Origin of the sequence: Rhodovulum sp. FJ3, assembly GCF_032918305.1 — a bacterium.
Taxonomy (GTDB): Bacteria; Pseudomonadota; Alphaproteobacteria; order Rhodobacterales; family Rhodobacteraceae; genus SAT37.
This window is the reverse complement of the sequence record NZ_JAWJUU010000002.1, coordinates 34,385-46,829: the sequence shown is the minus strand read 5'-3', so window position 1 is coordinate 46,829 and position 12,445 is coordinate 34,385. Positions and strand designations below refer to the sequence as shown.

The following is a 12,445-nucleotide window of genomic DNA, read 5'->3' as shown; positions in this document are numbered from 1 at the left end:
TTGGATCAAGTGATCTTAGTTCGATTTTGCCTGACGGGCGGCAATGATCGACAGATAGGCGTCGTGACCAATCGGGTCAAAGCCCAGCGTCTCACCACCGGCAACGGTGTAGGTACAGTCCTGATCGCGGTCATAGAGACCATCCACCAGCGCGGTCATCTTGGCCTTTACGTCCTCGGGCAGGGTCTTGCGCAGAACGACGGGACCTTCGGGGATGGGTTTCGAGCGCCAGATTTCAACCAGATCGTTCATGTCGACCAGACCGGCGTCAACAGCTTTGCGCAGCGCGCCCGAGTTGTAACCGTCTTCCCATTCGCCCTGACCATCGGCCCAGGTCACACCGGCGTTGATGTCGCCACCCGCAACGGCAACGATGGTCTGCTCGTGACCACCGGTAAAGCGGACCTCACCAAAGAAATCGCCCGATTCCATGGTGACGTTGTATTCGGCGGGGATTTCGATCGACGGGATCAGATAACCCGAGGTCGAGTTCGGATCGCCAAAGCCAAAGGTCTTGCCTTGCAGGTCCTCGATTTTGGTGATGCCGCTGTCTTTACGGGCAAAACCGATCGAGTGATAGCCATACGAACCGTCGAGGTTGATTTTAACCAGAACCGGCTCAACCGCCTCGGGGTCCTGCAGATAGGTCGCGGCATAGCCCGATGCGCCCAGCCACGCCATGTCGATGGTGCCGCCCAGCAGGCCCTGAATCACGCCGTTATAGTCAGCCGGAGCAAACAGTTTGGTTTCAACGCCCAGAGTTTCGGTGGTGTAATCGGCCAGACACTGAAAGCTGTTCAGACGGTCTTGGGCGTTTTCGCCGCCCAGAATGCCGATGCGGAATTCGGTGATGTCTTCGGCCATTGCGGGCATCGCGATGACAGTGGTGGCCAGCAGGGCCGACAGGATCGTTTTCATGATAGGTCTCCAGGTTAAGTCCCCCGGCATCCCACCGGGGAGATGCATTCAGATCACGCCGGAATTGGCGCGTCGGAAATCGTTTCGATGGCGGTGGATGTGGCGGCCTCGCTAAAGCCCTCATCGGCGCCATAGATGTCGCGCGCAACGCCCGTGGTCAGTTGCTCGGGCGTGCCGTCAAACACCACGCGCCCGTCCCGCATGCCGATCACGCGGTCACAATACCGGCGCGCCGTGTCCAGCGTGTGCAGGTTGGCAATCACCATGCGCCCGTCCTCGTCATGAATACGGCGCAGCGTGTCCATCACGATCTGGGCGTTCATCGGATCAAGGCTTGCAATCGGTTCATCGGCCAGAATGACGCGCGGATCCTGCATCAGGGCACGTGCAATCGCCACGCGCTGTTGCTGACCACCCGACAGGGCCTCGGCGCGTTTGGGGGCCTGCTCGCCCACGCCCAAACGGTCCAGGATATCCATCGCGCGCTCAATATCGTCACGCGGAAACAGGTTCAGGGCGGTGCGCAACGTGGAATGCCGGTTCAACGTGCCGTGCAAAACATTGCTGATCACATCCATACGCGGCACCAGATTGAACTGCTGAAAAACCATGGCGCAATCGGATTGCCACGCGCGCTTGTCCTTGCCGCGCAGGGACAGAACATCGCGCCCCTCAAACAGGATTTCGCCCGACGTCGCATCGGTCAAACGGTTCAACATCCGCAGGAAGGTGGATTTCCCCGCACCGGACCGCCCGATAATCCCGATCATCATCGACCGGTCTACATCAAAGCTCACATTGTCGACGGCGGCCTTTTGTCCAAACAGCCGTGTCACCTTGCGCACATTCAGCATGTCGCACTTCCCTCAGTCCCTGTTGAGGGGCTGGATAAGACGATCAGGCGACAGAAAGTTTTCAGTTTCGTTATGATTTTATGACAGGGCACAAAACCGCGCACCAAAGGCCCCTTGCCCCAAGGCGCGAACATGTTATCTGAACACCAAGCCCGATACCCGCGCCCTAAGGACCACCACCCTATGCCTGACACCCCCCATCACGGCCTCTCGCACCGCGATCTGCGCAGCGTCCTTGGCCGCTTTGCGACCGGGGTGACCGTGGTGACGACCGGCACGGCGAATGGTCCACTGGCGATGACCGCAAACAGTTTCACCTCGGTCTCGCTGGACCCGCCGCTGGTCCTGTGGTGCCCCGCCACCAAATCCGCGCGCAGCCCCCATTTCGTCGACGCCAGCCACTTTGCCATCCACGTGCTGGCCGATCACCAACTGGACATCGCGCGTCATTTCGCGAAATCGGGCGACGATTTCTCTTGCGGCCCCTTCACGACCGGCCCGCATGATCTGCCCCTGCTCGAGGACTGCGCCGCGCGCCTTATCTGCGAACGCCACGCGGTCTACCCCGGCGGTGATCACCACATCGTCCTTGGTCAGATCCTTGACGCCGTCTCGGGCGACCACCGCCCGCTTCTCTTCTGCGACGGTCAGTTCACCTGATACTTTCGGCCTTCATCTTGGCCCAAATACTCACATCCCGCTTACCACTTAAAACGACGCAGGGCGGCCCGTTTCCGGACCGCCCCACGCGCAATTTGATCTGTCTGGCCTTAGTTGTGGCTCTGGAGATAGGCGATGATCGCCGCGCGATCCTCTTCCTTCTTCAAACCGGCAAAGGACATTTTGGTGCCTTTCAGGAAGGACTTTGGCTTGGCCAAAAACGCGTCCAGCGCGGCCGCATCCCAAACATTGCCGCCCTCGGCGAACTCGGTCATCGCCTTGGAATAGCGAAAGCTCTCCACCGCGCCCGGCGCGCCACCGACGATCCCGTTCAGAACCGGACCGGACTTGTTCTTGGCCTTGTCGCCAACCATGTGACAGGAGGCGCATTTCTTGAACAGCTTCTTGCCATCCTCGACCATCGCGGGATCGGGTGCGGCAACCGCGGCGACCTCAACCACCTCTTCGGTGACCTCTTCAACCACCTCTTCGACAACCGCTGCGGCCTCTTCAACCGCGCCTTCCTCGCTGCCCTCTTCGTCCGGCGTCACGTCCAGAACCATGGCGCGCATGGTGATCTCGACGCTGTCCTTACAGTTCTCCATGCAAGGGGCCTGCGAAAACTGCGGATACTCGGTTTCGGGGCGATCATCGATGATGAACCCGTCCGCATTCGGCATCTCCACCTCAAGGAAGTTCTCGTTGCTGAGCACGAAATCATCATCCACAAGGTAGTTGGAATAAAGGATATAAGCCACGATCGCATAGGTCTCATCCGCGCTCAGGCTCTGGGCGTTCCCGAATGGCATCGACCGGTGCACGTAATCCCACGCCGTTGACAGATAGGGCCAATAGGACCCCACCGTTTTCAACGGATCCTCGTGGTCCAGCGTGTCATCCCCACCGGCCAGTTTGGGCCAGTTGCCCGCCCCTTCGGCGAATTCACCATGACAAACCGCGCAGGCCTCGGAAAACAGCGCCTCGCCATCCTCAACCGACCCAGACCCGACAGGCAAACCCGTTCCATCGGGACTAACGTCCAGATCCCATGCGGCGATCTCTTCGGGCAGGGCCGCGCGCCCAAGGCCCAGCTTTTCTGCAGCAGCAGGTCCAGCGGCCAGTGCAAAACCGGCGGCCGCGCCCATCAGGATCTTACGATACTTCGACATTTTCGGCCTCTCCGTTTTCTTTGACCCACCACGTCTGGATACAGTTGTTGTGATAGATAGAGTTCAGGCCGCGCACCTCGCGCAGCTGGGCTTTGGTCGGCTGAACATAGCCAGTGCTGTCCATCGCGCGGCTCTGGAGCAGCATCTCGGAGCCGTCCCAATCAATGTCCAGATAGAACCGGCTGAGGGCGTTTTTCACACCCTGCGCCCCAAGGCGCGCGGTCTGCCACGTTTTGCCCCCGTCAATCGAAACGTCCACGCGTTCAATCGCGCCACGCCCCGACCACGCCAGACCGGTGATGACCAAGGGGCCGGGTCCATGCGTGATGGGCGATTGGGGACTGGGCGATGTGACAACCGATTTGGCGTCCATGACCCATGTCCATTTACGGCTGGTGCCGTCCTCAAGCGTATCGGTGTATTTCGAGGTTTCTTCGCGGCTCTCGACGGGGCCATCCATGACCTCAATCCGGCGCAGCCATTTGACCCACATGTTGCCTTCCCAACCGGGGACACACAGACGTACGGGATAGCCGTGCTCCATGCGCAGGGCCTCGCCGTTGGCCTTGAACGCGACCAGAACATCGTCCAGCGCCTTTTCCATCGGGATCGAGCGCCCGTTGGACGAGGCATCCGCGCCCTCGACATAGACCCACTTGTCCGACAAATCGCCCGCCGCATCCAGACCGGCCTCGGCCAGCAGGGTGCGCAAGGGCACGCCGGTGTATTCCATGTTGTGGATCATACCATGGGTGAACTGCGCCCCGTTTAGCTGGGCCCCTGCCCATTCCATGCCGGTGTTGGCCGCGCATTCACAGAAATAGACGTGGTTTTCGCGGGGAAAGCGTTCCAGATCGGCATAGGTGAACACCAGAGGCGTATCGACCAAACCGTTGATCATCAGGCGATAGTCCGATTTCGACAGTTCGATCGCGCCCGAATGATGCCTTTCAAACGCACAGCCCTGCGGCGTGATCGTCCCGTCCAGCGCGTGGATCGGCGTAAAGTTGATCGAGCTGATCGGATCGGCGGTCAGCCACGGCACATTGCGCCGGATGACGTCCTCTTCGAACTTGATCGGCAGACCATAGGGCGTGGCATCCACACCGTCGCCAAGGGCCTGTGCCCAAGGTTGCTTTTCCGTGATCAGGGGATCACCTGCCGCCTGCGCAGCACCGGCGGTCATGGCCGCCCCACCCGCCGCCGCGGTGGCCTTTAGAAAGCCACGGCGCGTGGTAAAGGGATCGCGTGAATCGCTCATATTGTTACCTCCTCCGAAGTCACAAAACTTATATTCTTTTTTGCGAATGTGTCCAGTCCTACCTTAGACCCCCGTCACCTGAACGGATTGGTTGGGGTCGATGGTCACGGTGCCTTTGCGCTTGATGTAGTTTTCCACCACATCCCAGATCGCGGGACCCTCGGTGCCCTCGTTCACACTGGCCCAACCGGCGATGACATAGGTTTTCGCGGGATCAACCGCCTCGCCCGTTTTCAGCAGGGTCATATTGGTGATCCGGCTGCCTTGGGGTTTGGAGACGTCGATGTGATAGCCCATGCCGCCAACGCGCACCATGTCGCCGCCCTGTTGGTAATAGGGATCGGGGTTGAACAGGTTGTCCGCCACATCTTCGAGAATAATGTGCAGCATCTCGCCCGTCATTTCCGAACGATAGGCCGCCGGATAGGACATGGACGTGACGTTGTGCAGATCCTCGCGCGTGATCGGATCGCCGGGCAACAGGCTGGGCCCCCAGCGGAAGCCGGGCGACAGGGCGATGTCGGCCTCACGCTCTTCGATCAGGGCGTTACAGATCAGATCGTCCCATGTGCCGTTAAAGTTGCCGCGCCGATACAGCAGACTATCGGTGTGGCCCAGAACTTCGGACAGTTCACCTGCAAACGGGGCGCGCTCGGCCTCAATCACCTTGGCCATCTCGGGATCGGGGGTGATGACGTCGCTAAAGATCGGGATCAACTTGTGACGGAAGCCCATCATCTGACCATCGCGCACGTCCAGATCAACGCGGCTGACGAATTTACCGTTCGAGCCACTGGCGATCAGCAGGGTTTCATTGACCATCACCGGTTCGGGCAGTGCGTCGTGGGTGTGACCACACAGAACCACGTCGATCCCGTCGACCTGCGCGGCCATCTTGCGGTCCACGTCGAACCCGTTGTGCGACAGGCAGACGACCAGATCGGCCCCCGCCGCGCGCACCTCGGCGACGACTTCGCGCATGCGTTCCTCGCGCACACCGAACGACAGGCCGGGGAACATCCAGCCGGGGTTGGCGATGGGCATATATGGAAAGGCCTGACCGATCACGGCGATCTTGGCCCCGCCCCGTTCAAACATCTTGTAGGGTTCATAGGCGGGTTCGTCCCATTCGGCGTCAAAGATGTTCGCGCCAAGGAACGGAAAGTCCAGCGTGTCCACGATTTCATTCACGCGGTCGATCCCCAGCGTGAATTCCCAGTGCGAGGTCATCGCATCGGGGCGCAACTTGTTCATCACGTTCACCACGTCCTGACCGGCGGTCTTGTGCGCGGTATAGGACCCGTGCCACGTATCCCCGCCATCCAGCAACAGGGCCTCGGGACGGTCCGAGCGGATCGCGTTCACGACAGTGGCCACGCGGTCCATGCCGCCCATGCGACCATAGCCTTTGGCCAGCGCGACAAAGTCCATATAGGTCAGGGCATAGGCCTCGGGCGTGCCCGGTTTATAGCCGAACAGGTTCAGGAAATCCTGCCCCGTCACATGGGGCGGCAAGCCGTTCACTTGACCGACGCCGATGTTGATGTCGGGTTCGCGGAACCAGATCGGGCGCAGCTGGGCGTGGATGTCGGTCAGGTGGATCAGCGTGACGTTGCCATAGGTGTCAAAGTCCAGCAGATCGTTCTGGCTGAGCTTTTGCTGGGCCGCCAGACGGGACCAGTTACCAACGCCAGACGCGCCGATCACCGCCGAGGCCGCCACGGTTGCTTGCAGGAAATCTCGCCGCGAAATCATTGTCGTGTTCACTCCGTTCAGAATGCAGAAAGCCGTCCGGTGCCCGCAGAATGCGGTCCGTGGCGTGTGGGGTAAGATAAAGGAACAAACGAATGACCCATGCGCGCGTGGAGCACGCGCATGGGGAGGGTATGCTTAGTTGCGCACCGCAGGGGCCTCAACCGACAGGCCGTTGCCGCGCGAGGCGACGTAGAGTTCCAAGGCGACGAATTCGTCCGAGCCGGGCTTGAAGGTTTCGGCGCGGGTGTCACGCACACAACCTTTGAAACGGGCATGGGTCGAGTTCAGCTTGGCGTTCTTCAGACGGTAGGTCGGGAACCCGTTGATCTGGCCTTGGCTCAGGTGATCGGCGCGGATGTAGTTGTCATAGTTGTCTTCATGACAGTTCGCACAGGACAGTTCCAACTGACCATAGCGGGTGTAATACATCTCTTTGCCTTGCTCCCAAGTGGATTGGGCCGGACCGTCGATGGCGACGTTCACGGGCATGCCGCGCGACTGAACCGAGATCAGAGCGGTCAGGTTGACCATGTCCTTATCGTTCCAGCCATAAGCGTCAGCGCCCATGCGTTCCGTCCGGCAATCGTTGATGTACATTTCCATCGTGTACACCTTGCCGGCGTCCTCATTCCATTTGGGCAGTTCTGCGCGCAGACCCTTCAGGCTTTCGGGGCCTTCGTGGCAGGATGCACAAGACTTATCTGCACTGCCTTCGACGGTGTTCCAGACATCCATGCCCTGATCGACAAAGATCATGCCGGGGTTGTCAAAGTCATCCATCTGAAGGGCTTGGGTTTCCGAGGTCCGGAATGTCCAACCCGAGCGGATTTCGTCGACATACTCCATATGCGCCGGAGCACCGGTTTGCGTGACGATCTCGGTTTCCCCGTTGACCACGAGGCTGGCCATATCGTCCGCCTGTGCACCACCGGTTGCCAGTGTCAGTGCGAGTACGGACGATGCCACCACCTTGAGCGACGTTAGTTTCATGTTCTTCCTCCCTGAAGTGAAACCAGCGTTCAGCCTTAGCCGACCGAGATTGATTTCGTTTCCTCGTAGACCGAGCCGTCGTCGTCGTACCAAGTGAATTTGAAATCACCGGCCGCAGGCACAGTGGCGTCAAATTCCAGATACGGGTTGGTCGACACAGCCGGTTCCAGCGTGACGTCGATCACGGATTCACCGTTAAAGTCGCAGGTGAACCGGTTGATGATCGAACGCGGGATCGGGTTGCCCTCTTTGTCCTTACGCTGGCCGGATTCCATGGGGTGACTGATCAGCGTCTTGATGGTGATCGAGTCCCCTGCAGCCGCAGACTTGGGCACTTTAACGCGGGGTTTTACGCCTTTTGCCATTTCCTAATTCTCCTCTGATCAGCCGCCGCAGCCGCCGATGGTCACTTTGACGGTGTTGGATGCGCGCACAAAGCTGCCGTCGGCCATTTTCGCAATCGCGATGACCTCTTGCGTGCCCGCCAGACGGATGCGCACGGAGGCACGCTGGGCCGCCGCCAAGGGACCGAATTTGAATTCCGCAACGCCCGGCGTCGGGTTACCCGAAGCCAGAACCATGATCGCCGCAGCGCCGGGGGCGTCGACCTCGATCGGAACGGTGTTGCCGTTTTCCGCGATTTCGGGCGTGGTCAGCGTCAGACCGCCGTCACCCACCGCAGCACCACCGGTAAAGGTGGCAATCGAATCTTCGACCGCACCAAAGGCCGGCAGAGCCAGAGCCGCCGCAGCCGCCCCCGCACCCAGCGCAAGTGTGTCGCGTCGTGTCAGTTCCATGTTGATCTCCTTTTCAAAGGGGACGCGCCAAGGGCGGTCACTCTTCCTTCAATGTCATCAGATATGCGACCACGTCTTCGACCTGTTGCGCGGTCAAAAGCGGGGGCAGCGGATCGACCTTTGCGGCCTTGCCGGTATAGGCGTCACCCGGACGGACATAACCGGTGTCCTTGTAGAACGAGGGCATGATCGTACCGTCGTAGGTCATCTTGGCGTTGGCCACGATCCCGCGCAGTTCTGCCTCGTTCCAGCGGTCAGCAACACCGTCCAGAACCGGCCCCACCTCTCCGTGGAACGGAACGTCCGACATTTCACTGATCGCGTGGCAGGAAACACAGTTGCCCATGCTTTTCGTGCTGACAACGACGCGGCCCTCGACAGGGTCCCCTGCCGCCCCGCTCAGCGATGCAGCAACTGCGCCGTATTCGTCATACTCGACGGCCTGCGGTGCGGTTTCAGCAACCGCCGCACCCGCCCCAAGCATCAGGCACGTGACGCCAATTAGCGTAGGTTTCATTCGAAGACTCCTCCCTTAGCCTTTCACGTTTTGTTGAGCGTAACCGACGCCCTGCGGGGAACGCAACAACAAATATAATTTTTTGCATGCATTGGTATCCACTGTCTGGAATGCCACTTTACACCCCGTCAACGCATTGTTTCTTTTGATGTTTTTACCTACTGAAGGACACGCGCGACATACTTCTGGAAATGCTCTTCGCCCTCGTAGCCCTTTTCAAGCACCCACGTCAGCAGCGCCCGAGTCGTTCCGCGACCGAATGCACCGGGCATCGAAACGACCGCCGCCTCACCGCCGTTTTCCACCCCCTCGCCGTCCTCGGGCATGAACATCATCGTCGGCGTGAACACCACGCCCCAGCGCCGCGCCATGTCCTTCTCCGACAGGGTCGTGCCGTCGAAATCCGTGACCTCGACATCACCGAACAGGTTCATCTGGACCACGAAATAGTTCTCGCGGATCAGGGCGTCGATTTCGGGATCGGGAAAGACCTCTTCGTGCATCTTGCGGCAATAGATACATCCGCGCTGCTCCCAGATGACCAGCATCCGCTTGCCCTCGGCATTGGCCTCGACCAGATCCTCGGACATATCCTTGAACGTATCGCGCAGCCACGTGGGTTTATGCAGGCCATCGTCGCCCATCGGCGCAGCGATGGCGGCTTGGGCGGCCATCATGGCCCCCACGATCAAACCGGTCAGGTGCTTCATATCAGACCCTCCTCTTGGTCTATCCGAAACGGGTGAACATCGGGAATGTGTCCAGCATCCATTGGGCAATGAGGGACACGGTATTGGTGGCAATCAGCACGCCGAACAGGATCAGCATCCCGCCCATGACCTTTTCGACATGGCCCATGTATTTGCGGTTACGCTGAACCCAGCCCAAAAACGGGCGCGCGAAAATGGCGGCGATGATAAAGGGGCTGGTCATGGCGATGCCGTAGGTGAACAACAACAGCCCCCCGCGCGTCACATCCCCCATGCCGCCCGCAATCATCAGGATCGCGGCCAGCGCAGGCCCCACACAGGGCGTCCAGCCGAACCCGAATGCCAGACCCATCACATAAGACCCTATCGGCCCCGAAGGTGCGCTTGGCCCCTCGACCCGCGCCTCGCGGTAAAACAGGCCGATCCGCAGCACGCCGATGAAATGCAGCCCGAACAGGATCAGAACAGCAGCGGCGACCCAACGCAGGGCGTCCATATAATCGCGAAACGCCTGCCCGATGGCCGTCGCCCCCATCCCGAGCAGCACAAACACCGTCGTCACGCCCAGCGCGAATGTGACCGAAGACAGGATCAACCGGCGGTGTGTTTCGGGGGGCAAACCATCCGCGTCGCGCAGTTGTGCAACCGACGTCCCCGCCATATAGCACAGGTAAAACGGCACCATCGGCAGGATACAGGGCGACAGAAACGACAAGAGGCCCGCAACCAAGGCCCCTAAAAACGAAATATCCGGCACGCGTGGCCCTCCCTTGCCGTGCAGCCAAAAACATATTACTATATTTATATGTATCAGAGGACCCGTCAATGAAAACGATACGCACAGGGATCACAGCACTGGCACTGGCCACAATGGCGATGGCCACGGCTGCACGTGCGGAATTGACGTTGATGATGGTGGATCAACCGGGCTGTGTGTATTGCGAACGGTGGGAGGCCGAGATCGGCCCCATCTATCCCAAAACCGCCGAAGGGCGCATTGCGCCGCTGGTGCATCACGAAATTCGCACCGCCCTGCCCGACGGTGTGACCCTGAAATCCAAGCCGCGCCTGACACCGACCTTTGTGCTGTTGCAGGACGGGACGGAAATCAACAGGCTTGAGGGATACCCGGGCGAGGATTTCTTTTGGGGCCTTCTTGGCATGATGCTAGAGCCCCTGCCCGAATGGCAAAACCGGTCCGAGGACACGTCCGTCGGCGGTTAAATGGGCAAAAATGCGGCACATGCCCCAAAAATGGGACTAAAACGCCGCATATACTCGAATACGCCCCCCTGCGATGCTATATGCAGGACTGGGATTTGAGATTTTGGACGGAACAGACAGCGATTTCGGTCGCTGATGGGGATGACATGACACAGGCAGCGCACGCTATGGGAATGGAAGGCGGGTTTGTTTTGGACAGTCAGGACGACGAGGTCGCACTGGCCAACGACATGGTCAGCAAGGCCGAAGCCGCGTCGAACTTTCTAAAGGCGCTCTCGCATGAGGGCCGCCTGATGATCCTGTGTCATCTTTCCACTGGTGAAAAGACAGTGACCGAATTGGAGAATCTGCTATCGTCCCGTCAGGCAGCGGTCAGCCAGCAATTGGCACGGCTGCGTCTGGAGGGGCTTGTAGCACACCGTCGCGAAGGCAAGGCGATCTATTACTCGCTGGCGGATGATCGTGCGCGTCGCATGATCGCTTTGGTCTACGATATGTTCTGCAACGCCCCCTAATACGGCCTTGCGCCGAGGGAGGAACATATGGACGCGTTACCCTATGGGGTTATTGCGGCCCTGATCGGGTTGTGCACCGGCATTGTGCTGGGCCTTGCGGCCCGTTTGGGCGAATTCTGTACATTGGGTGCCATCGAAAGCGCCGCCTATGGTGATGACCAACGCCGTTTGCGCCAATGGGGCGTGGTTCTGGGCACCGCGATCTTCAGCACGTTTTTGTTGGCAGACGCGGGTCTGATCGACCTGCAGGCCACAATCTATCACAGCATCCAATGGAACCCCTTGGCCAGCATCGCGGGCGGCTTGCTGTTCGGCTATGGCATGGCCTTGGCGGGGAATTGCGGCTTTGGCGCGCTGGCGCGGTTTGGCGGCGGCGACCTGCGGTCGATGGTCGTGGTCGTCGTGATGGCGATTGCGGGGTTTGTGACCCTGAACGGTCCCTTGGCGCAACTGCGCATTACCCTCTTCCCCCAAGACATAAGCTTTGTCCCCCAAGGGATCGCGCACACCCTGTCGTCGCTGACGGGGCTGCCGCCGCTGGCCTTTGCGACGGTAATCGCCCTTGGCGTTGCGGCGTGGGGCCTGTCCTATGCGCCGTTGCGCGCCGCGCCGCGTCGGGTGATCTGGGGCGTGGCCGCCGGTCTGGCGATCACGATGGCATTCTGGGGCACCTCGGCCCTGAACGATCAGACGTTCGGCGCCGTCCCCGTTGAGGGGCACAGCTTTACCGCGCCTCTGGGGCGCAGCTTGCTGTGGCTCATGATGTCCTCGTCGGGCGGCATGGGGTTCGGCGTCGGATCGGTCGCCGGTGTTCTGGCGGGGGCGTTTATCGGATCGTCCATCAAGGGCCTGTTCCGGTGGGAGGCCTGTGAGGACCCGCGTGAGCTTGGCCGTCAGGTCAGCGGCGCGATCTTTATGGGCATCGGCGGGATCATCGCCATGGGCTGTTCCGTCGGTCAGGGCCTGTCGGGCGTGGCGACGCTGGCCTATTCCGGCCCTGTGACCTTGGCCGCGATCTATGGCGGCGCCCTGTTCGGGTTGCGCCGGTTGATCGCAGGGTTTCAACCGGACTAAG

At 60.2% G+C, this 12,445-nt stretch carries 15 protein-coding genes; 4 read left to right on the top strand and 11 right to left on the bottom strand.

The features are described from left to right. Positions 1 to 15: 15 nt before the first annotated feature. Both phnD and phnC read right to left on the bottom strand, forming a co-directional pair. A complete protein-coding gene (gene phnD / locus R1W00_RS05180; RefSeq protein WP_317261662.1) occupies positions 16 to 918 on the bottom strand; it encodes a phosphonate ABC transporter substrate-binding protein in 903 nt (300 codons plus the stop codon). 53 nt (positions 919 to 971) lie between these two features. Continuing rightward, on the bottom strand, positions 972 to 1,772 hold the full coding sequence (phnC, locus tag R1W00_RS05175; RefSeq protein WP_317261661.1) for a phosphonate ABC transporter ATP-binding protein: 801 nt from the start codon (positions 1,770 to 1,772) through the stop codon (positions 972 to 974). A 183-nt stretch (positions 1,773 to 1,955) separates the two neighbouring features. Between phnC and R1W00_RS05170 the strand changes: the two genes are divergently transcribed. Next, positions 1,956 to 2,432 carry a flavin reductase family protein gene (locus R1W00_RS05170; RefSeq protein ID WP_317261660.1) on the top strand — a complete coding sequence of 159 codons (477 nt, stop codon included), beginning with the start codon at positions 1,956 to 1,958 and terminating at the stop codon, positions 2,430 to 2,432. 110 nt (positions 2,433 to 2,542) lie between these two features. Here the strand turns inward: R1W00_RS05170 and R1W00_RS05165 are convergent, their stop codons facing one another. From R1W00_RS05165 to R1W00_RS05125, 9 genes are all read right to left on the bottom strand, one after another. Then, positions 2,543 to 3,601: a c-type cytochrome gene (locus tag R1W00_RS05165; RefSeq protein WP_317261659.1), complete on the bottom strand. Its 1,059-nt coding sequence runs from the start codon at positions 3,599 to 3,601 to the stop codon at positions 2,543 to 2,545. Then, complete coding sequence (soxC, locus tag R1W00_RS05160) at positions 3,585 to 4,862, bottom strand: sulfite dehydrogenase (protein ID WP_317261658.1); 1,278 nt, start codon at positions 4,860 to 4,862, stop codon at positions 3,585 to 3,587. Before soxC ends, R1W00_RS05165 begins: the two co-directional genes overlap by 17 nt. A 63-nt stretch (positions 4,863 to 4,925) precedes the next feature. Further along, a complete protein-coding gene (soxB, locus tag R1W00_RS05155) occupies positions 4,926 to 6,617 on the bottom strand; it encodes a thiosulfohydrolase SoxB (RefSeq protein WP_317261657.1) in 1,692 nt (563 codons plus the stop codon). Between the two features lie 135 nt (positions 6,618 to 6,752). After that, positions 6,753 to 7,607, bottom strand: coding sequence for a sulfur oxidation c-type cytochrome SoxA (gene soxA / locus R1W00_RS05150; protein ID WP_317261656.1), 855 nt, complete (start codon positions 7,605 to 7,607; stop codon positions 6,753 to 6,755). Positions 7,608 to 7,642: 35 nt separating this feature from the next. Then, positions 7,643 to 7,972, bottom strand: coding sequence for a thiosulfate oxidation carrier complex protein SoxZ (gene soxZ / locus R1W00_RS05145; RefSeq protein ID WP_317261655.1), 330 nt, complete (start codon positions 7,970 to 7,972; stop codon positions 7,643 to 7,645). 18 nt (positions 7,973 to 7,990) lie between these two features. After that, positions 7,991 to 8,404, bottom strand: a complete 414-nt coding sequence (soxY, locus tag R1W00_RS05140) for a thiosulfate oxidation carrier protein SoxY (protein WP_317261654.1) — start codon at positions 8,402 to 8,404, stop codon at positions 7,991 to 7,993. Between the two features lie 37 nt (positions 8,405 to 8,441). Then, complete coding sequence (gene soxX, locus R1W00_RS05135) at positions 8,442 to 8,921, bottom strand: sulfur oxidation c-type cytochrome SoxX (protein WP_317261653.1); 480 nt, start codon at positions 8,919 to 8,921, stop codon at positions 8,442 to 8,444. A 158-nt stretch (positions 8,922 to 9,079) separates the two neighbouring features. Beyond that, positions 9,080 to 9,631, bottom strand: coding sequence for a thioredoxin family protein (locus tag R1W00_RS05130; RefSeq protein ID WP_317261652.1), 552 nt, complete (start codon positions 9,629 to 9,631; stop codon positions 9,080 to 9,082). A 19-nt stretch (positions 9,632 to 9,650) separates the two neighbouring features. Next, positions 9,651 to 10,388, bottom strand: a complete 738-nt coding sequence (locus R1W00_RS05125) for a cytochrome c biogenesis CcdA family protein (RefSeq protein WP_317261651.1) — start codon at positions 10,386 to 10,388, stop codon at positions 9,651 to 9,653. A 68-nt stretch (positions 10,389 to 10,456) separates the two neighbouring features. Between R1W00_RS05125 and R1W00_RS05120 the strand changes: the two genes are divergently transcribed. The 3 genes from R1W00_RS05120 (at position 10,457) to R1W00_RS05110 (ending at position 12,444) form a co-directional block, all read left to right on the top strand. Next, a complete protein-coding gene (locus R1W00_RS05120; protein WP_317261650.1) occupies positions 10,457 to 10,855 on the top strand; it encodes a thioredoxin family protein in 399 nt (132 codons plus the stop codon). A gap of 230 nt (positions 10,856 to 11,085) precedes the next feature. After that, a complete protein-coding gene (locus R1W00_RS05115; protein WP_317262392.1) occupies positions 11,086 to 11,370 on the top strand; it encodes a metalloregulator ArsR/SmtB family transcription factor in 285 nt (94 codons plus the stop codon). 27 nt (positions 11,371 to 11,397) lie between these two features. Further along, a complete protein-coding gene (locus R1W00_RS05110; protein WP_317261649.1) occupies positions 11,398 to 12,444 on the top strand; it encodes a YeeE/YedE family protein in 1,047 nt (348 codons plus the stop codon). Position 12,445 lies beyond the last annotated feature (1 nt).